This is a genomic window from Streptomyces sp. NPDC031100 (genome assembly GCF_055570785.1).
This window is the reverse complement of sequence record NZ_JBVIGN010000005.1, coordinates 302,327-322,227: the sequence shown is the minus strand read 5'-3', so window position 1 is coordinate 322,227 and position 19,901 is coordinate 302,327. Positions and strand designations below refer to the sequence as shown.

Annotated in this window: 19 protein-coding genes; 15 read left to right on the top strand and 4 right to left on the bottom strand. The window is 69.9% G+C overall.

All coding sequences use genetic code 11. The features are described 5' to 3' along the window. Positions 1-21: 21 nt before the first annotated feature. A complete protein-coding gene (locus tag ACZ5DS_RS17310; protein WP_468238892.1) occupies positions 22-696 on the bottom strand; it encodes a response regulator in 675 nt (224 codons plus the stop codon). A 14-nt stretch (positions 697-710) separates the two neighbouring features. Then, a complete protein-coding gene (locus ACZ5DS_RS17305; RefSeq protein WP_468238890.1) occupies positions 711-1,652 on the bottom strand; it encodes a RecB family exonuclease in 942 nt (313 codons plus the stop codon). Positions 1,653-1,830: 178 nt separating this feature from the next. Here ACZ5DS_RS17305 and ACZ5DS_RS17300 point away from each other — a divergent pair, with 178 nt between their 5' ends. The 3 genes from ACZ5DS_RS17300 (at position 1,831) to ACZ5DS_RS17290 (ending at position 5,319) form a co-directional block, all read left to right on the top strand. Further along, positions 1,831-3,540, top strand: a complete 1,710-nt coding sequence (locus ACZ5DS_RS17300) for a site-2 protease family protein (RefSeq protein ID WP_468238887.1) — start codon at positions 1,831-1,833, stop codon at positions 3,538-3,540. Positions 3,541-3,578: 38 nt separating this feature from the next. Further along, positions 3,579-4,481, top strand: a complete 903-nt coding sequence (locus tag ACZ5DS_RS17295) for a tRNA (adenine-N1)-methyltransferase (RefSeq protein WP_384476017.1) — start codon at positions 3,579-3,581, stop codon at positions 4,479-4,481. 256 nt (positions 4,482-4,737) lie between these two features. Next, positions 4,738-5,319: a hypothetical protein gene (locus ACZ5DS_RS17290; protein WP_468238884.1), complete on the top strand. Its 582-nt coding sequence runs from the start codon at positions 4,738-4,740 to the stop codon at positions 5,317-5,319. A gap of 29 nt (positions 5,320-5,348) precedes the next feature. Here the strand turns inward: ACZ5DS_RS17290 and ACZ5DS_RS17285 are convergent, their stop codons facing one another. Then, entirely contained in the window at positions 5,349-5,651 is a 303-nt protein-coding gene (locus tag ACZ5DS_RS17285; protein WP_468238882.1) for a ferredoxin, read from the bottom strand. Positions 5,652-6,171: 520 nt separating this feature from the next. Here ACZ5DS_RS17285 and arc point away from each other — a divergent pair. The 6 genes from arc to prcA all read left to right on the top strand — a co-directional run bounded on the left by arc (position 6,172) and on the right by prcA (position 12,310). Continuing rightward, positions 6,172-7,938: a proteasome ATPase gene (arc, locus tag ACZ5DS_RS17280; protein ID WP_468238879.1), complete on the top strand. Its 1,767-nt coding sequence runs from the start codon at positions 6,172-6,174 to the stop codon at positions 7,936-7,938. A 232-nt stretch (positions 7,939-8,170) separates the two neighbouring features. Next, positions 8,171-9,682 carry a depupylase/deamidase Dop gene (gene dop, locus ACZ5DS_RS17275; RefSeq protein WP_468238877.1) on the top strand — a complete coding sequence of 504 codons (1,512 nt, stop codon included), beginning with the start codon at positions 8,171-8,173 and terminating at the stop codon, positions 9,680-9,682. A 172-nt stretch (positions 9,683-9,854) separates the two neighbouring features. After that, entirely contained in the window at positions 9,855-10,073 is a 219-nt protein-coding gene (locus ACZ5DS_RS17270) for a ubiquitin-like protein Pup (protein ID WP_030608326.1), read from the top strand. Positions 10,074-10,105: 32 nt separating this feature from the next. Beyond that, on the top strand, positions 10,106-10,699 hold the full coding sequence (locus ACZ5DS_RS17265) for an endonuclease domain-containing protein (protein WP_468238874.1): 594 nt from the start codon (positions 10,106-10,108) through the stop codon (positions 10,697-10,699). Beyond that, a complete protein-coding gene (gene prcB / locus ACZ5DS_RS17260) occupies positions 10,651-11,496 on the top strand; it encodes a proteasome subunit beta (RefSeq protein ID WP_468238871.1) in 846 nt (281 codons plus the stop codon). The genes ACZ5DS_RS17265 and prcB overlap by 49 nt, the downstream gene beginning before the upstream one ends. A gap of 61 nt (positions 11,497-11,557) precedes the next feature. Next, the gene (prcA, locus tag ACZ5DS_RS17255) at positions 11,558-12,310 is read left to right on the top strand and encodes a proteasome subunit alpha (protein WP_468238869.1); all 753 of its coding nucleotides are present in this window, start codon (positions 11,558-11,560) and stop codon (positions 12,308-12,310) included. A gap of 59 nt (positions 12,311-12,369) precedes the next feature. Here the strand turns inward: prcA and ACZ5DS_RS17250 are convergent, their stop codons facing one another. After that, the gene (locus tag ACZ5DS_RS17250) at positions 12,370-13,386 is read right to left on the bottom strand and encodes a LacI family DNA-binding transcriptional regulator (RefSeq protein WP_468238866.1); all 1,017 of its coding nucleotides are present in this window, start codon (positions 13,384-13,386) and stop codon (positions 12,370-12,372) included. Positions 13,387-13,474: 88 nt separating this feature from the next. Between ACZ5DS_RS17250 and ACZ5DS_RS17245 the strand changes: the two genes are divergently transcribed. The 6 genes from ACZ5DS_RS17245 (at position 13,475) to ACZ5DS_RS17220 (ending at position 19,884) form a co-directional block, all read left to right on the top strand. Beyond that, complete coding sequence (locus ACZ5DS_RS17245; protein WP_468238864.1) at positions 13,475-14,734, top strand: MFS transporter; 1,260 nt, start codon at positions 13,475-13,477, stop codon at positions 14,732-14,734. A gap of 9 nt (positions 14,735-14,743) precedes the next feature. Next, positions 14,744-16,105: a Pup--protein ligase gene (gene pafA, locus ACZ5DS_RS17240; protein WP_100825288.1), complete on the top strand. Its 1,362-nt coding sequence runs from the start codon at positions 14,744-14,746 to the stop codon at positions 16,103-16,105. A gap of 143 nt (positions 16,106-16,248) precedes the next feature. Continuing rightward, positions 16,249-17,253 carry an FKBP-type peptidyl-prolyl cis-trans isomerase gene (locus tag ACZ5DS_RS17235; protein WP_468238860.1) on the top strand — a complete coding sequence of 335 codons (1,005 nt, stop codon included), beginning with the start codon at positions 16,249-16,251 and terminating at the stop codon, positions 17,251-17,253. Positions 17,254-17,348: 95 nt separating this feature from the next. Then, entirely contained in the window at positions 17,349-17,720 is a 372-nt protein-coding gene (locus ACZ5DS_RS17230) for an FKBP-type peptidyl-prolyl cis-trans isomerase (protein ID WP_468238857.1), read from the top strand. A gap of 132 nt (positions 17,721-17,852) precedes the next feature. Continuing rightward, positions 17,853-18,806, top strand: coding sequence for a helix-turn-helix transcriptional regulator (locus ACZ5DS_RS17225; RefSeq protein WP_468238854.1), 954 nt, complete (start codon positions 17,853-17,855; stop codon positions 18,804-18,806). Between the two features lie 19 nt (positions 18,807-18,825). Further along, on the top strand, positions 18,826-19,884 hold the full coding sequence (locus ACZ5DS_RS17220) for a helix-turn-helix transcriptional regulator (RefSeq protein ID WP_468238851.1): 1,059 nt from the start codon (positions 18,826-18,828) through the stop codon (positions 19,882-19,884). Positions 19,885-19,901 lie beyond the last annotated feature (17 nt).

The window sequence follows — 19,901 nt, the reverse complement described above, 5'->3', positions numbered from 1 at the left end:
GCCCTCTGCTGCGTACACGTCCTACTGTTGCGCGCCGGGCCGCACCAGGCCGCTCTCGTACGCATACACCGCGGCCTGCACCCGGTCCCTGAGGCCCAGCTTGGTCAGGACGTGCCCGACATGCGTCTTGACCGTGGTCTCGCTGACGAACAGGTCGGCGGCGATCTCGGCGTTGGACAGCCCGCGCGCCACCAGCTTCAGCACCTCCACCTCGCGATCGGTGAGGGTGTGCAGGGTGTCCGGCACGGGCTCCTCGCCGGAGGGCAGATGCGTGGCGTACTTGTCCAGCAGACGGCGGGTGATGCTCGGCGCCAGCATGGCCTCACCGGCGGCGACGACCCGGATCGCCTGCACCAGCTCGTTGGCGGGCGCGTCCTTGAGCAGGAAGCCGCTCGCCCCGGCCCGCAGCGCCTCCACCACGTACTCGTCCAGGTCGAAGGTGGTCAGCACCAGCACCTTCGCCGGGCCGTCCCGGCCCGGCCCGCTGATCTGCCGGGTCGCCTCCACCCCGTCCATCCGCGGCATCCGGATATCCATGAGCACGACATCCGGCTGCAGGGCACGCACCTGGTCGAGGGCCTGCAGACCGTCACCGGCCTCGCCCACGACCGCGAGATCCTGCTCGGCCTCCAGGATCATCCGGAAACCGGTACGCAGCAACGGCTGGTCGTCGACCAGTAGGACGCGGATGGCCACGTGACACTCCTTCGCTAGTCCCGCCCCATTCTGCCCTGCGGCACGCCACCCGACTCGGGCGCCCTCACCGGAAGCGGATAGGGCGGGGGAGTGCCGCCGAACTCCGGGCAGTGCGCCTGGTGGTCGCACCAGCCGCACAGCTTGGTCGGCCGCGGCCGCCACTCACCGGTCTCCGTGGCCTGCCGGATGGCCTCCCACAGGGCGAGCAGCTTGCGCTCCACACGCTCCAGGTCGGCGAGGACGGGGTCGTAGGTCAGCACGTCGCCGCTGCCGAGATAGACCAGCTGCAGCCGGCGCGGGACGACCCGCTTCAGCCGCCACACCACCAGGGCGTAGAACTTCATCTGGAAGAGCGCGCCCTCCGTGTACTCCGGCCGCGGCGCCTTGCCCGTCTTGTAGTCGACGATCCGCACCTCGCCGGTGGGCGCCACGTCCACCCGGTCGATGATCCCGCGCAGCCGCAGCCCCGAGTCCAGCTCGGCCTCCACGAACAGCTCCCGCTCGGCGGGCTCCAGCCGCGACGGGTCCTCCAGCGTGAACCAGCGCTCCACGAGCTGCTCGGCCTCGCCGAGCCAGCGCGCGAGCCGCTCGCCCTCCGGATCGTCGGCGAACAGCTCGCCGACCTCCGGCCTGTTCTCCCGCAGCCGGTCCCACTGCCCGGGGATCAACGCCTTGGCCCGCGGCGCAGTCCGTTCCGCTGCGGGAGCGTCGAACAGTCGCTCCAGCACGGCATGCACCAGCGTCCCCCGGGTCGCCGCCTCACTCGGCTTCTCCGGCAGCCGGTCGATCACCCGGAACCGATACAGCAAGGGACACTGCATGAAGTCACCGGCCCGGGAAGGGGACAAGGAGGTGGGCGCGACGACCACACGCTCACCGACCGCCTCGCCGCCGGCACCGGAGGCTTCCTCGACCGCGCCCGGCAGGGCCCCCGCGTCCTCGCTGCTGCTGTCCATGACCACAGACCATACGGCCCGGCACTGACAGTGACCCAGCCGCGGGCCGCGTCGGCCGTCCGACGGCGGGGCAAACACAAGGGGTGCCGGGGCGGAACGTGTCACCACGGCCGCATACCATCGACACCAGACCCTTCCGCCCGGCAGGCGCGGAAGACGCTTCGAACGAGGGGACACCGTGGACGTGAGCGGCGGGAGCGGGCAACCGCGGTCCGGCAAAGAAGAGCCGACCGAGCACCCCGCAGGTCCGACGACCCCGGCGACCGACCCCACGGACCACCCCGGTCCGGAGCCCCACGACGCCCCGAACCCCCCGGACCACACGCCGCTCGCACCCCGGGACGGGGCCACAGCCCAGGGCACGGACGAGTACGCAGCCACCACGGACCCGCACCCGAAGCCCGACGAGACCAGGCAGACCGCAGACCCCGAGCCGACGACCGGCGATGACACCCGAGCCGCGTCCCCGGAGCCGGTGACCGGCGATGACGTCCAGGCCGTGCATCGGGAGCCGAGGGCCCGCGAGGACGCGGAGGACGCGAGCGCGGAGACGAGGACCGACGAGGCTCCGCAAGAAGCGCGCCCGGCCGCCCCTGAGGAAGCCCCGGATGTGAGGCCGCAGGTGCGGGGCGGGGGAGAGGCGGACGGTGCTGGAGGCCGGGCCGGGTACGACGAGCCCCGGTCCCTCGCCCACTCCGGGATCGCCAAGGGCGAGCCGCCGCGGCCGCGCTCCGAGGAACCCGGTGGCGGGCTGCTGATGGGCCGTCTCTTCGGTGTGCCGGTGTACGTCGCGCCGAGCTGGTTCCTCGTCGCCGCGCTGATCACCTGGGTCTTCGGCGGCCAGCTCGACCGCGTGCTGCCGGAACTGGGCGCCGCCCGCTACCTGGTGTCCCTGTTCTTCGCCGTCGCCTTCTACGCCTCCGTCCTGGTCCACGAACTGGCCCACACGGTCGCCGCGATCCGCTTCAAGCTGCCCGTCCGCCGCATCCAGCTCCAGTTCTTCGGCGGCGTCTCGGAGATCGAGAAGGAGGCCGAGACCCCGGGCCGGGAGTTCGTCCTGGCCTTCGTCGGGCCGCTCTTCTCGCTCGTCCTCGCCGGGCTGTTCTACGTCGCCATGAGACCGGTGGAGCCCGACACCGTCCCGGGCGTCCTGCTGGCCGGCCTGATGATCTCCAACCTCATCGTCGCCGTCTTCAACCTGCTGCCCGGCCTCCCCCTGGACGGCGGCCGCATGCTCCGCGCCGTCGTCTGGAAGATCACCGGCAGGCCCATGAGCGGCACCGTCGCCGCCGCCTGGGTCGGCCGCGCCCTCGCCCTCTCCGTCCTGGTCGGCCTCCCGCTGCTCAACCAGTCCGGAGCACTCGGCGGCGGCAACGAGGAGATCAGCGGCATGGACACCGTCACCGACGCGCTGCTCGCCGCCATCCTCGCCGCGATCATCTGGACCGGCGCCGGCAACAGCCTGCGCATGGCCCGCCTGCGCGAGCACCTCCCCGAGCTGCGCGCCCGCACCCTGACCCGGCGGGCCGTACCCGTACAGACCGACACCCCGCTCTCCGAGGCCCTGCGCCGCGCCAACGCCGCCGGCGCCCGCGCCCTGGTGATCGTCGACGCCGACGGCAACCCCCTCTCCCTCGTGCGCGAGGCCGCCATCGTCGGCGTACCCGAGCACCGCCGCCCCTGGGTGGCGGTCAGCGGCCTCGCCCAGGACCTGACCGACGGCATGCGGGTCTCCGCCGAGCTGGCGGGGGAGGAACTGCTGGACGCCCTGCGGGCCGCCCCGGCGACCGAGTACCTGGTGGTCGAGGAGACCGGCGAGATCTACGGCGTCCTGTCCGCCGCCGACGTCGAGCGCGCCTTCGTGAAGGCCATGGCCAGGCCCTCCTAGTGGTCGGCGGCCTCCTCAGGTGCCGGTAGTCTGTTCACATGTCCGAACCGACCGGTGCCGCCCGCAGGCGCGGGCCCTTCAAGGTCGGGGACCAGGTTCAGCTGACCGACCCCAAGGGCCGCCACTACACGTTCACGCTCGAAGCCGGGAAGAACTTCCACACCCACAAGGGCTCCTTCCCGCACGACGAACTGATCGGTGCTCCCGAGGGCAGCGTTGTCCGCACCACCGGCAACGTGGCCTACCTCGCGCTGCGCCCCCTGCTCCCCGACTACGTCCTGTCCATGCCCCGCGGGGCAGCCGTCGTCTACCCGAAGGACGCGGGGCAGATCCTCGCCTTCGCCGACATCTTCCCCGGCGCCCGCGTCGTGGAGGCCGGCGTCGGCTCCGGCTCGCTCAGCAGCTTCCTGCTGCGCGCCATCGGCGACCAGGGCATGCTGCACTCCTACGAGCGCCGCGAGGACTTCGCCGAGATCGCCCAGCAGAACGTGGAGCGCTACTTCGGCGGCCCGCACCCCGCCTGGCGGCTCACCGTCGGCGACCTCCAGGACAACCTGTCCGACACCGACGTGGACCGCGTCATCCTGGACATGCTCGCCCCCTGGGAGTGCCTGGAGGCCGTCTCCAAGGCGCTGGTCCCCGGCGGCATCCTGTGCTGCTACGTGGCCACCACCACCCAGCTCGCCCGGACCGTCGAATCCATCCGCGAGATCGGCTGCTTCAACGAGCCGACCGCCTGGGAGACGATGATCCGCAACTGGCACATCGAGGGCCTGGCCGTCCGCCCGGACCACCGGATGATCGGCCACACCGGCTTCCTGCTGACCGCCCGTCGCCTCGCCGACGGCGTCGAGCCCCCCATGCGCCGCCGCCGCCCCGCCAAGGGCGCCTACGGCGAGGACTACGCCGGCCCCAACGCCGACGGCGGCGCCGGCCGCTGACCTCCCCCGCCGAGCACAACGCAAGGGCGCCGCGGCAGAGTTCCCCGACCGACTCCGGGAACTCTGCCACGGCGCCCGTCCGTTGATCCGGAACGAGGATCCGTACGACCCCGCGCGCGTGAGCGCCCCTCGCCCGCGGGAATCCCGTACCGTGCCTGCGGGAATCCCGTACGGACCCCGCCGTTCCCCCGCACTGTGACGTGTGGCACCATGCTGGCCACCCCCACCGGCACAGCCCTCACAGGAGACACTCCTAGTGCAGCAATCCGCCGTTCCGGAGCTCGCCCACACGCACACCCGGCCCATCCACTGGGTCGCCACAGCCACCGCGGTCGCCGGTGTGATCGCTCTGTCCTCCGTCGTGCAGCCCGGATCGGCCACGGCAGCCCAGCCCGCCCCCGGCACCGAAGCCAAGTCGGCCCCCGCCGCCGTCGCACCGCCCAGCACGACGGGCGTGGACTTCCCCCTCGAGTGCGGCCCGGTGAAGGCCGTGGTCGTGAAGCAGGCCACCGGCGACCTGGACGGGGACGGCAGGCCGGAAACCGTCGCGGTCGTGCACTGCGACGCCCCCATGGGCACCCCGCCGGACGGGGTCTACGTCCTGACCCGGGGAGCGGACGGTGGCACGGCCCGCGTGGTCGCCACGCTCGTCGAGCCCAAGGACCGGCTGACCGTCACCGACTTCGCCCTGCGCGCGCGGGCCGTCAGCGCCACCCTGCTCGGCTACTCCTCGGCCGACGTGCCCAGTTGCTGCCCCGACGTGAAGACCCCGGCCAAGTGGCAGTGGAACGGCAGCGCGTTCCTCCGCTCCACCCCGGCCGGGGCCCACGGCGTCTGACGTCCGACCCACCCGGGCCCGACCGGGACTCACTCCGCGTCGGGCCCGTACACCTCCACCCTGTCCGAAACCCGGCGTACGTGGATGCACTCGCCGGGACACTCCTTCGCCGAGTCCACGATGTCCGCGAGCAGCGGAAGCGGCACCGGCGTCGTGGCCCCCCGGTCCTGGAGCAGCACGTCGTCCGCGCCCTTCACATAGGCCAGCCCGTCGATGTCCAGCTCGAACACCTCGGGCGCGTACTGGACGCAGATTCCGTCGCCGGTACACAGGTCCTGGTCGATCCAGACCTCCAGCGCCTCGCCGCCCGGGGCCTCCTGCTGCACGGTCATCTCTCCTGCCGTCGGTTCGCCGGGCGGCGCTCCCGGCGCGAACGCCAGCCGGGTCCGCTCCAGCGGCTGTTGAACACCTCGACCCTACCTCCGCCCGCATTCCGGCCGGGGTCGACCGGTATGGGGTTTCCTCCCGTACCCTCTTGGGTACGAGCGCGCGACCGAGGATGGGAGCCCCCGGAGACCGGGGCGAACATTTCAGGCCGCCCAACGGTGACGCCGACCATCCCGGACCGTCGCTCTGCGTGATGATCGCAACAAGCGTCCTCACGCCTGCCTGCGTACCGGACGACCGGCCCGGAACGGACAACTCCTGCCAGTCCTGAAGGGTTTTGACCGTCCCCGACAAGGAACAAGCCGCTTCTGAATCACGTTGAGTGGGTATCCCCTCCGTGCGAGAGGGAGCGCACCGGGTGACCGACGACACACCTTGACAGTCATTGTGATCTAGGGGTTTCAATCGACACCCACCCAGGTAGGGTCTGGAAGCGTCCAGCTCCCCTTGGAGGAGGTGAGGACCGTGGCAGCCCACGACGACGACATGAACCGCGGCATCCGCCCGGGACGAGGGTCCGACGACCCGGCCGGGCAGATCGCCTACCTTGAGCAGGAGATCGCCGTCCTGCGACGAAAGCTCGCCGACTCTCCGCGACACACGAGGATTCTCGAAGAGCGGATCGTCGAGCTGCAGACGAACCTGGCCGGCGTCTCCGCACAGAACGAACGACTGGCCAACACGCTCCGCGAGGCCCGCGACCAGATCGTGGCCCTCAAGGAAGAGGTCGACCGGCTCGCCCAGCCGCCGGCCGGCTTCGGCGTCTTCCTGACGGCCAACGAGGACGGCACCGCCGACATCTTCACCGGCGGCCGCAAGCTCCGCGTGAACGTGAGTCCCAGCGTGGAGCTGGACGACCTCAGGCGCGGCCAGGAAGTCATGCTCAACGAAGCGCTCAACGTGGTCGAGGCCATGGAGTTCGAGCTCATCGGCGACATCGTCACCCTCAAGGAGATCCTCGAGGACGGCGAGCGTGCCCTCGTGCTGGGGCACACCGACGAGGAGCGGGTGGTGCGGCTCGCCGAGCCGCTGCTGGACGTCACCATCCGCCCCGGCGACGCCCTCCTGCTCGAACCCCGCTCCGGCTACGTCTACGAGGTCGTGCCCAAGAGCGAGGTCGAGGAACTCGTCCTCGAAGAGGTCCCCGACATCGGTTACGAAGCCATCGGCGGCCTCGGCAACCAGATCGAGGCGATCCGCGACGCCGTCGAGCTGCCCTACCTCTACCCGGACCTGTTCAAGGAGCACGAGCTGCGGCCCCCGAAGGGCGTCCTGCTCTACGGGCCTCCCGGCTGCGGCAAGACGCTGATCGCCAAGGCCGTGGCCAACTCGCTGGCCAAGAAGGTCGCCGAGGTGACCGGCCAGGCCGCCGGCAAGAGCTTCTTCCTCAACATCAAGGGCCCCGAGCTGCTCAACAAGTACGTCGGCGAGACCGAGCGGCAGATCCGCCTCGTCTTCCAGCGTGCGCGCGAGAAGGCCAGCGAAGGCACCCCCGTGATCGTCTTCTTCGACGAGATGGAGTCCCTCTTCCGCACCCGCGGCTCCGGCGTCAGCTCGGACGTGGAGAACACCATCGTCCCGCAGCTGCTCGCCGAGATCGACGGCGTGGAGGGCCTGGAGAACGTGGTCGTGATCGGCGCCTCCAACCGCGAGGACATGATCGACCCCGCCATCCTGCGCCCCGGCCGGCTCGACGTGAAGATCAAGATCGAGCGTCCGGACGCCGAGGCGGCCAAGGACATCTTCGGCAAGTACCTCACCGAGCGTCTCCCCCTGCACGCGGACGACCTCGGCGAGCACGGCGGCGACAAGTCCATGACCGTCCAGAGCATGATCCAGACGGCGGTCGAGCAGATGTACGCCGAATCCGAGGAGAACCGCTTCCTGGAGGTCACCTACGCCAACGGCGACAAGGAAGTCCTCTACTTCAAGGACTTCAATTCCGGCGCCATGATCGAGAACATCGTGGGCCGCGCCAAGAAGATGGCGATCAAGGACTTCCTGGAGAAGAACCAGAAGGGTCTCCGCGTCTCCCACCTGCTCCAGGCCTGCGTGGACGAGTTCAAGGAGAACGAGGACCTGCCCAACACCACCAACCCGGACGACTGGGCCCGGATCTCCGGAAAGAAGGGCGAGCGGATCGTGTACATCCGTACGCTCATCACCGGAAAGCAGGGCGCGGACACCGGCCGCTCCATCGACACGGTGGCGAACACCGGTCAGTACCTGTAACGGCAGGGCGGCTGCGGGTGCCCTCGTCGGGTACCCGCAGCCGACTGTTTTTCAGGCCACGACCGGAGCAGGCAATGACGCAAATGATCTCCCCACCAGCGCAAAGGCGTTCTAGGCTCTTTCCTACCGCCGAATCGCGCAGTGCGGGGACGGGCACCGCACACGCACCGGAGCGCCAGCGGTACTTGAGCGGCGCCCACGACCGAGGGTGCCGCCGGGCAAGGAGGGCCGCATGACCGTACGGCGAGTAATGGGCATCGAGACGGAGTACGGGATCTCCGTCCCCGGCCACCCCAACGCCAATGCCATGCTCACCTCGTCCCAGATCGTCAACGCCTACGCGGCGGCGATGCACCGGGCCCGCCGGGCCCGCTGGGACTTCGAGGAGGAGAACCCGCTGCGCGACGCACGAGGCTTCGACCTCGCCCGGGAGGCCGCCGACGCCAGCCAGCTCACCGACGAGGACATCGGCCTCGCCAACGTGATCCTCACCAACGGTGCGCGCCTGTACGTGGACCACGCCCACCCCGAATACAGCGCCCCCGAGGTGACCAACCCCCGCGACGCCGTCCTCTGGGACAAGGCCGGCGAGCGGATCATGGCCGAAGCCGCCGAGCGGGCCGCCCAGCTCCCCGGCGCCCAGCCGATCCACCTCTACAAGAACAACACCGACAACAAAGGCGCCTCCTACGGCACGCACGAGAACTACCTGATGAAGCGGGAGACCCCCTTCTCGGACATCGTGCGCCACCTCACACCCTTCTTCGTCTCCCGTCAGGTCTTCGCCGGAGCGGGCCGCGTCGGCATCGGCCAGGACGGGCACGAACACGGCTTCCAGCTCAGCCAGCGCGCGGACTACTTCGAGGTCGAGGTGGGCCTCGAGACCACCCTCAAGCGCCCGATCATCAACACCCGCGACGAGCCGCACGCCGACGCCGAGAAGTACCGCCGTCTGCACGTGATCATCGGCGACGCCAACCTCTCCGAGATCTCCACCTACCTCAAGCTGGGCACGACCGCCCTGGTCCTGTCCATGATCGAGGACAGCTTCATCGCGGTCGACCTCGCGGTCGACCAGCCCGTCCGCACCCTCCACCAGATCTCGCACGACCCCTCCCTCAAGCGCCTGGTCACCCTCCGCAGCGGCCGGACACTCACCGCGGTCCAGTTGCAGATGGAGTACTTCGAGCTGTCCCGCAAATACGTGGAGGAGCGCTTCGGGGCCGACGCCGACGAGCAGACCAAGGACGTGCTCTCCCGCTGGGAGGACACCCTCAACCGGCTCGAGAACGACCCCATGAGCCTCGCCGGCGAGCTGGACTGGGTCGCCAAGCGCGAGCTGATGGAGGGCTACCGCCGCCGCGACGGCCTCGACTGGGACGCCGCCCGGCTCCACCTCGTCGACCTCCAGTACGCCGACGTACGCGCCGAGAAGGGCCTCTACAACCGCCTGGCGGCCCGCGGGCGCATGAAGCGCCTGCTGGACGAGTCCGAGGTCGACAGGGCACGCACCAAGCCTCCGGAGGACACCCGCGCCTACTTCCGCGGCCGCTGCCTCGAGCAGTACGCGGACGACGTGGCCGCGGCGTCCTGGGACTCGGTCATCTTCGACCTGCCCGGCCGGGACTCCCTCCAGCGCGTTCCAACCCTCGAACCGCTACGCGGAACGCGAAATCACGTCAAGGAGCTGCTGGACCGCTGCCGCACGGCGGAAGACCTGGTCAGGGTCCTGTCAGGCGGCTGAGCGGGATCAGCGGGCACTCGTACCGTCCCGGGCGGTCAGGGTGGAAATCCCACCGCCCGGGAATCATCGAGGTGGCCCCCGTACGTTGTCGAAACTGCGGGGCCGATGTCGGACCCGGCTTGTAGGGTCTGATCATCACCGATCGGCAGGCGAACTGAGCGGGGTGAGGGTTATGGCAACCAAGGACACCGGCGGCGGCCAGCAGAAGGCCACACGCTCCACCGAGGAGGTCGAGGAGCAGGCGCAGGACGCGCAGGCTTCGGAGGACCTCAAGGAGCGGCACGAGAAGCTGAGCGATGACGTGGACTCCGTCCTGGACGAGATTGACGATGTCCTGGAGGAGAACGCAGAGGATTTCGTTCGGTCATTCGTTCAGAAAGGCGGCCAGTAGCCTTCGAATCGAAGGTTGCGGGGGCGGAGAAGTTGGCAAGCGAAGAAGGTGTGAAGCGCTGCGTGCGGTGCGGCGAGTGGAAGCCGCACGCAGCCTTCGCTAAGCGGCGATCGAACCTCGACGCTCTGCAGCGACATTGCCGGGAGTGTGCATCGGACTACCACCGGACGCGCCAGCAGAGCCTCGGTAAGAAGGTCAGGCCCAAGGTGGAGGTTCCCGATGGGCACAAGCACTGCCTGAAGTGTGGGGAGGTCAAGCCCTGGAGCGAGTGGCATCGCAATGCCACCGCTTCGGATGGGTTGTCGACACGCTGCAAAGCGTGCCGGGCCACTGAGGGACGAGCAAACCACCTCAAGCGCAACTACGGCCTCACCGAAGCCGAGCGTGACGCAATGGTCGCCACTCAACGCGGGCTCTGTGCGATCTGTCTGGACGCCCCGGCTGTGCATGTGGATCACTGCCACAAGACGGGTAGGGTCCGAGGCGTACTGTGCTTCAACTGCAACTCGGCCATCGGCAAATTGAGGGATGATCCCGACGTGGGTCGTCGTGCTGTTGCCTATCTGGAAGGAAACTTGTGGAAGCCAACACTCGTAGCACCGGGCGTCTACCAGCTGCCTTCCTGACGCCTGGGTCCTCTTCGTTCATGGACTTCCTGTCGGCGCACCAGCCGGAGATGCTGCCCGGCAACCGGCAGCTGCCCCCGACGCAGGGCGTGATCGAGGCGCCCCACGGCACCACCATCGTCGGCGTGACCTTCCCCGGGGGCGTCGTGCTCGCCGGTGACCGCCGGGCCACGATGGGCAATGTCATCGCCCAGCGGGACATCGAGAAGGTCTTCCCGGCGGACGAGTACTCGGCTGTCGGCATCGCCGGCACCGCTGGTCTCGCCGTCGAGATGGTCAAGCTCTTCCAGCTGGAGCTGGAGCACTTCGAGAAGGTCGAGGGTGCCCAGTTGTCGCTGGAGGGCAAGGCGAACCGCCTGTCGACCATGATCCGTTCCAATCTCGGCATGGCCATGCAGGGGCTGGCCGTGGTCCCGCTGTTCGCCGGGTACGACCTGGACCGGGAGAAGGGGCGCATCTTCTCCTACGACGTCACGGGCGGCCGCTCCGAGGAGCACAACTTCGCGGCGACGGGCTCCGGCTCGATCTTCGCGCGCGGTGCCATGAAGAAGCTGTTCCGTGACGATCTGACCGAGGAGCAGGCCACGACCCTGGTGGTCCAGGCCCTGTACGACGCGGCAGACGACGACTCGGCGACCGGTGGTCCCGATGTCGCCCGCCGGATCTACCCGATCATCACCGTGATCACCGAGGACGGTTTCCGCCGGCTCTCCGAGGACGAGGCCTCCGAGCTCTCCCGCGCGGTGCTCCAGCGCCGCCTGGAGGAGCCCGACGGTCCCAAGGCCGCCCTGCTCTGAGCGCGGGCCCGGTTCTTATCAAGGTGATCCAGTGACCATGACAGAAAGGGACGGATAACCGGTGTCGACGCCGTTCTATGTCTCACCCCAGCAGGCCATGGCCGACCGGGCGGAGTACGCCCGCAAGGGCATCGCCCGTGGCCGCAGCCTGGTCGTGCTGCAGTACGCCGACGGCATCGTGTTCGTCGGCGAGAACCCGTCCCGCGCGCTGCACAAGTTCAGCGAGATCTACGACCGGATCGGCTTCGCGGCCGCCGGCAAGTACAACGAGTACGAGAACCTCCGCATCGGCGGCGTCCGCTACGCCGACCTGCGCGGTTACACCTACGACCGGGACGACGTGACCGCCCGTGGTCTCGCCAACGTCTACGCCCAGACCCTGGGCACGATCTTCTCCAGCGCCGCGGAGAAGCCGTACGAGGTGGAGCTGGTCGTCGCCGAGGTAGGGGAGACCCCCGAGGGCGACCAGATCTACCGGCTGCCGCACGACGGATCGATCGTCGACGAGCACGGTTCGGTCGCGGTCGGCGGCAACGCGGAACTGATCAGCAACTATCTGGACCAGCGCCACCAGGACGGCATGTCCCTGGCCGAGGCGCTGAAGCTGGCCGTGCAGGCCCTGTCGCGCGAGTCGAACGGCACGCAGCGGGAGATCCCCGCCGAGCGCCTGGAGGTCGCGGTGCTGGACCGCACGCGCCCGCAGTCGCGCAAGTTCAAGCGTGTCGTCGGCCGCCAGCTCGCCCGCCTCCTGGAGGAGGGTGGCGCGGCCACCGAGGCGGAGAGCTCCGAAGAGGAGGGCTCCGAGGAGGAGTAGACCCGCCGCATCCCGCTCTGTGTGCCCCGACCGGTTCTCCGGTCGGGGCACACCGCGTTTCAGGACCTGCGAGGTGGCGCCGTGGAGGCCCGTACGACCAGTTCGACGGGGATGTCCCCGCCGTCCGGCTCACGGCCGTCCAGGACCGCGAGCAGGGCCTCCATCCCGCGTTCTCCGAACAGCTCGGCGTCCAGCCGTACCGTCGTCAGCTCGGGGTCGATGGCGGTGGCCAGGGCCAGGTCGTCCAGGCCGGTCACCGAGACGTCGTCCGGGATGCGCAGGCCGAGGCGGCGCAGGGCCTTGTAGGCGCCGGCGGCCAGCTTGTCGTCGTCGCAGACCACCGCCGTGGGACGGGGGCCGGGTGCGGTGAGGGCGGCTTCGGTGGCGGCCAGGGCTCCCTCGATGGAGATCGGCGCGGGAGCCGTGCGGATCTCCGTCCCCGGCACGGCGGTCAGCCGCGTGGCCAGCTCCTGTGCGCGCATCTCGAACGTCCAGGAGGGCACGTCCGCGGCGAGGTGCAGGAAGCGGCGGTGGCCGAGGCCCAGCAGGTGCTCGGCGACCTGCCGGACGCCGTCGGCGATGTCCAGGTTCACCGTCGCCGCGCCCAGGCTGCCCTCGGGGTCGCTGTCGAGCATGACCAGCGGGAGCTGGTCGCCGCGGATCGCGGTGAGCGCGTCGGCGGCCATCGAGGACGCGATGACGCCGTCCAGGGCGGCCTGTGCGGAGGCGAAGGGGTTGCGGGCGGGGCCGATGCCCTCGGGGGAGGGGTAGAGCACGACGCCGAAGCCGTGCCGGGCCGCCACCCGTGCCGCGCCTGTGTAGACGCCGGCGAAGAATTCCGTCGTCAGGGCGGGCACGACGAGCAGGACCGTGCGGGTGCGGCCCAGGCGCAGGTTGCGGGCGGCGAGGTTGGGCCGGTAGCCGAGGTCGCGGGCGGCTTCCCGTACCCGCTCGGCGGTGGTCTCCGAGACCCGGCCGCGCCATTTGTCGCCGAGCACGAGCGAGACGGCCGCCTGGGAGACGCCGGCCGCCTGCGCGACGTCACGGCTGGTCGGGCGCGTGCTGCTGCGTGCCACCGTGGGCCTGCTCCTTCGTCTGGACGCTTGAACAGCGCACATGGTACGTATGACAGGGAACGTTATACGTAACACTTGGAGGGTGGGCATGGCCGCGGGATACCTGGAGATCCTCAGGGCGAGGCACGCGGCCCGGCTGCTGACCGGCACCCTGGTGGGCCGGCTGCCCAACGCGACCGCCGCGATCGCCCTGGTGCTCTTCGTCCGCGCCGAGGGCGGCACGTACAGCCTGGCGGGTGCCCTCGCGGCCGTGTACGGCGTCGCCAACGCGGTGGGCCAGCCGGTGCTGGGCCGGCTCGTGGACCTGTACGGGCAGCCGCGCGTCCAGCTCCCCGCCGCCGTCCTCTCGGCCCTTGCCATGACGGTCTTCGCCTTCTCCGGTACCGACCCGCTGCCCCTCGCGTACGCCGCCGTCGCGGCCGCGGGCCTCTTCACCCCGCCCCTGGAGGGCGGGCTGCGCGCCCTGTGGCCCTCCGTGCTGCGCCGCGAGGAGCAGGTGCACACCGCGTACGCCATGGACGCCGTCGCGCAGGAAGTGATGTTCACGGTCGGCCCGTTGCTGGTGACCCTGTGCGCGTCCCTGTGGTCGGAGCGTGCCGCCCTGCTGGTGCTCAATGCCGTCGGCGTCCTCGGTGCCCTCTCCGTGGTCGTCTCGCCGCCTTCGCGCGCGTGGCGCTCGGCCCCGCGCGAGGCGCACTGGCTGGGTGCCCTGCGCTCGCCCGGCCTGCTCGCGCTGCTCGGCGCCTTCCTGTTCGTCGGCGTCGCGCTCGGGTCCATCACCGTGGCCTCGGTGCCGTACGCCGACGACCACGGTGGCGACGCCGTCTACGGCTGGCTGATGGCCGCACTCGGCCTTGGCGCCCTCATCGGCGGCACCGTCTACGGCGCGCGCCGGTGGAGCGGCACGCCCGAGCGGCGACTGCGGATGCTGGTGGCGCTTCTGGCGCTGTGTTACCTGCCGCTGATGCTCATGCCGGGCGCGGTCGCCATGGTGCTGCTCACCGTGGTGTCCGGAGTGTTCCTCGCCCCCTGCATCGCCTGCGCCTTCATCATCGTCGACCGGCATGCCCCGAGCGGAACCGTCACCGAGGCGTTCTCCTGGCTTGTGACGACGTTCACCGTGGGTGCCTCGGTCGGAACGGGGCTGGCGGGCCCCGTGGTCCAGGCCGGCGGCGCGCTGTGGGGATTCGCGCTCCCGGGTGCGGCGGGGGCCGTGTCCCTGCTGGTCCTGCTCGCCACCGGAGGGGTCCTCGCAGCTCCCGCGCGGGGCGGGGTTGTTGCGGCTTCATCGGAAAATGATCCAAATCGTGCTGCCGAACCCCGTTTCAGCTCAGGGGATCGGGCGTAATGTTCCCTCATGGACCGCCGCATTTTCGGGCTGGAGAACGAGTACGGCGTCACGTGCACGTTCAGGGGACAGCGGCGCCTGTCTCCTGACGAGGTGGCGCGGTACCTCTTCCGCCGTGTCGTGTCATGGGGCCGCAGCAGCAATGTCTTTCTGCGAAACGGCGCCCGGCTCTATCTCGACGTGGGGTCACATCCGGAATACGCGACACCCGAATGTGACAACGTGATCGAACTGGTCACCCACGACAAGGCCGGCGAGCGCATTCTCGAAGGACTCCTGGTGGACGCGGAACGACGCCTGCACGAGGAGGGAATCGCGGGCGACGTCTACCTCTTCAAGAACAACACCGACTCGGCGGGCAACTCCTACGGCTGCCACGAGAACTATCTGGTGGCCCGGCACGGGGAGTTCTCCCGGCTCGCGGACATTCTCATCCCCTTCCTGGTGACCAGGCAGCTGCTGTGCGGCGCGGGCAAGGTCCTGCAGACCCCGCGCGGCGCCGTCTACTGTGTCAGCCAGCGCGCGGAGCACATCTGGGAGGGCGTCTCCTCGGCGACGACCCGCTCCCGGCCCATCATCAACACCCGCGACGAACCGCACGCGGATGCCGAGCGCTACCGCCGCCTGCACGTCATCGTGGGCGACTCGAACATGTCCGAGACGACCATGCTGCTCAAGGTCGGCGCCACCGACCTGGTGCTGCGCATGATCGAGGCGGGCACCGTGATGCGCGACCTCACCCTGGAGAACCCGATCCGGGCGATCCGCGAGGTCAGCCATGACATCACCGGCCGGCGCAAGGTGCGCCTGGCCAGCGGCCGGGAGGCCTCCGCGCTGGAGGTGCAGCGAGAGTACTTCGACAAGGCCGTGGACTTCTGCGACCGCCGGGGGATCCGCACCGGCACCGTCGCACAGGTCCTGGAGCTGTGGGGCCGTACCCTCGACGCGATCGAGACCGAGGAACTCGACCGGATCGGCACCGAGATCGACTGGGTCATGAAATACAAGCTCATCGAGCGGTACCGGGCCAAGAACAACATGACCATGTCCCACCCGCGGGTCGCTCAGATAGACCTCGCCTACCACGACATCCACCGCCGTCGTGGCCTGTACTACCTGCTGGAGCGCAAGGGCCAAGCCGCCCGGATCTGCAACGACTTGAAGATCTTCGAGGGCAAGTCGGTTCCCCCGCAGACCACTCGGGCCCGGCTGCGCGGCGACTTCATCCGCCGGGCACAGGAACAGCGCCGGGACTTCACGGTCGACTGGGTGCATCTCAAGCTCAACGACCAGGCACAGCGCACCGTGTTGTGCAAGGACCCGTTCCGTTCGGTGGACGACCGGGTGGAGAAGCTCATCGCCGGAATGTGACAAAGGTAAGCGAGTCAAGCGTTTCCGCGTCGAATTGCCGGAACGCCACACGGGCGCCGTACGTTTCCCGTACGGCGCCCTTCTCGCGTCGTAGAGTTGCGCGCACGCCCATCCACAAGATCGACCGATTACGAGGCATCTCCGTGCGCCGACGCTCACTCCTCCTCGCCGCTGTACCCGCAGGGCTGGTCACGCTCGCCGGATGCGGCGACGACAAGTCCGACTCCAGCAAGGCCGGCGCGTCTGCGTCGCCCTCGGGGTCCTCCGCGCCCCCGCCCAAGATCGTGGAAGGGCCGCTGCCGGCGATCACGGCGGGCACGAAGTTCGGCGAGAAGCCCACCGTGGCCAAGGGAGCGGGCGACCCCTCGGAGAACCTCGCGGTCAAGACGGTCATCGCGGGCGGCGGGCGCACGGTCGCGGAGAACGACTTCATCCAGGCCAACTACCTGGGCCAGATCTGGAGCACCGCCAAGGTCTTCGACAACTCCTACGACCGTCACCGCCCGCTGCTCATGCAGCTCGCCCAGGGCAGCATCATCGACGGCTGGCGGTACGCGATCGCGGGCAAGAAGACCGGCAGCCGCATCGAGATCGCCGTCCCGCCCAAGCTGGGGTACGGGAAGGAGGGGAACCCGCAGGCCGGCATCAAGGGCACCGACACCCTGGTCTTCGTCATCGACCTGATCGACTCCTTCAACTCCAAGAGCTCCGCCAAGGGCAAGTCCGTCGCGCAGACCGACGCCGACCTGCCGAAGGTCGGCACCAACACCGACGGCAAGGAGCCCGAGATCACCGTCCCGAAGTCCGACCCGCCCAAGAAGCTGGTGTCGAACTACGTCCTGGAGGGCGACGGCGCCGAGCTGAAGGCGGACCAGGCGGTCCTGTGCCAGTTCAAGGGCGTCGTCTGGGACAGCGGCAAGACCTTCGAGCAGACGTACGGCTCCGGGCGGCTCGGCCAGTTCTCGCTGGAGCAGATGCAGCAGACCATCAAGGGCCTCGCCCAGGGGCTGACCGGCAAGAAGGTGGGCAGCAGGGTGCTGATCGTCGCCCCGCCGGACCTGGCCTACGGCGACAAGCCGCCGAGCGGCGGCCCGGTGAAGAAGGGCTCCACCCTCGTGTTCTCGGTGGACATCCTGGCCGCCCTGTAGGCGCGGCCACGCACACCTGTCCGTGGCGGGCGGCAGACCTGCGGGGATGAAAGACTGTCCGTGTTTCGTGTCGTACACAAGCAGGAGCTTTTGACGTGAACATCGACAAGCCTGAGATCGACTTCCCGGGCGGCGAGCCGCCGGCGGACCTCGAGATCAAGGACATCTGGGAGGGCGAGGGCGAGGTGGCGCAGGCGGGCCAGACCGTCACCGTCCACTACGTCGGCGTGGCCTTCAGCACGGGCGAGGAGTTCGACGCCAGCTGGAACCGCGGCACCCCGTTCCGCTTCCCGCTGGGTGGCGGCCGTGTCATCAAGGGCTGGGACCAGGGCGTGCAGGGCATGAAGGTCGGCGGCCGCCGCCAGCTGACCATCCCGGCCCACCTCGCCTACGGTGACCAGAGCCCGACGCCCGCGATCAAGCCGGGCGAGACCCTGATCTTCGTGGTCGACCTGCTCGCCGTCTGATCGCCGGATCCGACCGGACCCGATCATCTGGGGCCCATGCCTGTCCAGGCATGGGCCCTCGGCTTTTGCGGTGGTACGGGGGAGCGGTACGGTCATCGATCGTAAGCACCATATGGGAGGCGTAGGGCGTCGATGGCCATTGCCAAGGCAGAGCGGCTGATGAACCTCGCGCTGTGTCTGCTCGGGACACGGCGGCCGCTCAGCAAGCGTGAGCTGCGCGAGTCCATCGAGGCCTACCTTGAAGCGGGGTCCGACGACTCCTTCAACCGCATGTTCGAGCGGGACAAGGACGACCTGCGCGAGCTGGGCCTGGTCATCGAGACCGTCGAGAACCTCGACGGCGAGGTCGGTTACCTCGCCCGCCGCGACAGCAACCGCCTGCCTCCCATCACTCTGGACGCCGAGGAGGCCGCCGCCCTGGGCCTGGCCGCCAAGGTCTGGCAGCAGGCCCGTCTGGCCGGGGCTGCCAGCGGCGCCCTGCAGAAGCTGCGCGCGGCCGGGCTGCCGGAGGACGTCGATCCGTACGAGACCCATGGCGCCCTGGAGCCGCGCATCCCGGTGCACGAGGCCGCCTTCGAACCGCTGATGCTGGCCTGCCGCGACCGCCGCCCGGTCGTCTTCGACTACCGCAAGGCCACCGCAGCCCACCCCGAGCCCCGGAACGTCGAGCCATGGGCGCTGGAGTGCTGGCGCGGCCACTGGTACCTGGCCGGCTGGGACCGCGACCGCGGTGCCGAGCGCGTCTTCCGGCTCTCCCGCATCACCGGCAAGGTCCGCTCGCGCGGGACGGGCTTCACCGCAGCCGTGCCCGACGTCGTCACCGTCCGCGAGACCGTGGCCGGTTGGGCGGGCGAGATCGCCGACCGTTCGGCGTTGATCAGGCTGCGTTCCGGCGCCGGTTACCCCCTTCGGGCGAAAGCCACCGAGGTCCGGGAACTCGGCGACGGATGGGACGAGTTGGAGATTCCGTACGGGCACGGCCTGGACGCCTGGCTGGTGGAGTTCGGACCCGACGTGGTGGTCCTGGAGCCGGCCGAGCTGCGGGCCGACGTGATGGACCGGCTGCGTGCCGTGGCCAAGGGCTGAGGGGGAGCGGAGCAGAACCATGGCAGGCAAACCGGTCAGGCCCGTGAACGCCATCGACCAGACCCGGCGGATGCTCTCCCTGGTCACCTACCTCAGGGAGCGCCCCGGCGCGCGGATCGCGGACGTCGCGCGCGCCTTCGGCATCACCGAGGACGAGCTGGTCTCGGACCTCGATCTGCTGCCCATGTGCGGCACCAGCTTCCGCGGCGGCGACCTGCTGGACATCGACACCGACGGCGAGCGCATCTGGTGGCACAACCCGGCCGCGCTCGGCGAGGAGGCGGCCGAGCCGCTCCGGCTCGCCGCCGACGAGGCCACGGCCCTGCTGGTGGCCGCCCGCGCGGTGTCGACCCTGCCCGGCCTGCGGGAGAGCGACCGCCAGGCCCTGCTGCGGGCGACCGCCAAGGTGGAGGCGGCGGCCGGTGAGACCGCCGGCGCCAGCTCCCGCCTCTCGGTGACCTTCGAGTCCGAGGGCGGCGTCTTCGCCGACGTGGACCGGGCGATCTCCGAGCGCCGTCGGCTGTGGATCCGCTACTACTCACCGGCGCGCGACGAGGTCACCGAGCGCGAGATCGACCCCATCCGCCTGGTCAGCGTCGGCCACACCTACGTCGAGGCCTGGTGCCGCCGCTCCGAGGCCCGGCGCACCTTCCGGCTCGACCGGGTCGCCGAGATCAGGATCCTGGACGAGCCCTCCGCGCCCCCGGAGATCGAGCTGCGGGACCTCTCCGAGGCCCTGGTGCAGCCGGCTGCAGAGGATCCGGAGGTCGTGATCGAGGTCGGCCCGGGCGGCCGCTGGGTCGCCGAGTACTACCCGCACGACAGCGCCGATGAGCTTCCCGACGGCGGGCTGCGTATCACTCTGCGCACCCCTGATCCGGCCTCCCTGCGCCGACTGGCCCTGCGTCTCGGCGGCGACGGCAGGATCGTCTCGCCGTCCGAGCTGGCCGACAGCGCCCGCCGGGCGGCCCGCGAGGCACTGGCGGCGTACGACACGGACACACCGCCGACGGCGGTGCACGGTGTCCACGACGGTGGGAACGACGGGCAGTTCGACAGGCAGGAGCAAGGGCTTTGAACGAGTCTCCGGGGTCC

Coding starts and splice junctions, on each gene's coding strand:
- ACZ5DS_RS17305 (WP_468238890.1), bottom strand. CDS start 1,652: ATGGACAGCAGCAGCGAGGACGCGGGGGCCCTGCCGGGCGCGGTCGAG.
- ACZ5DS_RS17295 (WP_384476017.1), top strand. CDS start 3,579: ATGTCCGAACCGACCGGTGCCGCCCGCAGGCGCGGGCCCTTCAAGGTC.
- ACZ5DS_RS17285 (WP_468238882.1), bottom strand. CDS start 5,651: ATGACCGTGCAGCAGGAGGCCCCGGGCGGCGAGGCGCTGGAGGTCTGG.
- dop (WP_468238877.1), top strand. CDS start 8,171: ATGACCGTACGGCGAGTAATGGGCATCGAGACGGAGTACGGGATCTCC.
- ACZ5DS_RS17270 (WP_030608326.1), top strand. CDS start 9,855: ATGGCAACCAAGGACACCGGCGGCGGCCAGCAGAAGGCCACACGCTCC.
- ACZ5DS_RS17245 (WP_468238864.1), top strand. CDS start 13,475: ATGGCCGCGGGATACCTGGAGATCCTCAGGGCGAGGCACGCGGCCCGG.
- pafA (WP_100825288.1), top strand. CDS start 14,744: ATGGACCGCCGCATTTTCGGGCTGGAGAACGAGTACGGCGTCACGTGC.
- ACZ5DS_RS17225 (WP_468238854.1), top strand. CDS start 17,853: ATGGCCATTGCCAAGGCAGAGCGGCTGATGAACCTCGCGCTGTGTCTG.
- ACZ5DS_RS17220 (WP_468238851.1), top strand. CDS start 18,826: ATGGCAGGCAAACCGGTCAGGCCCGTGAACGCCATCGACCAGACCCGG.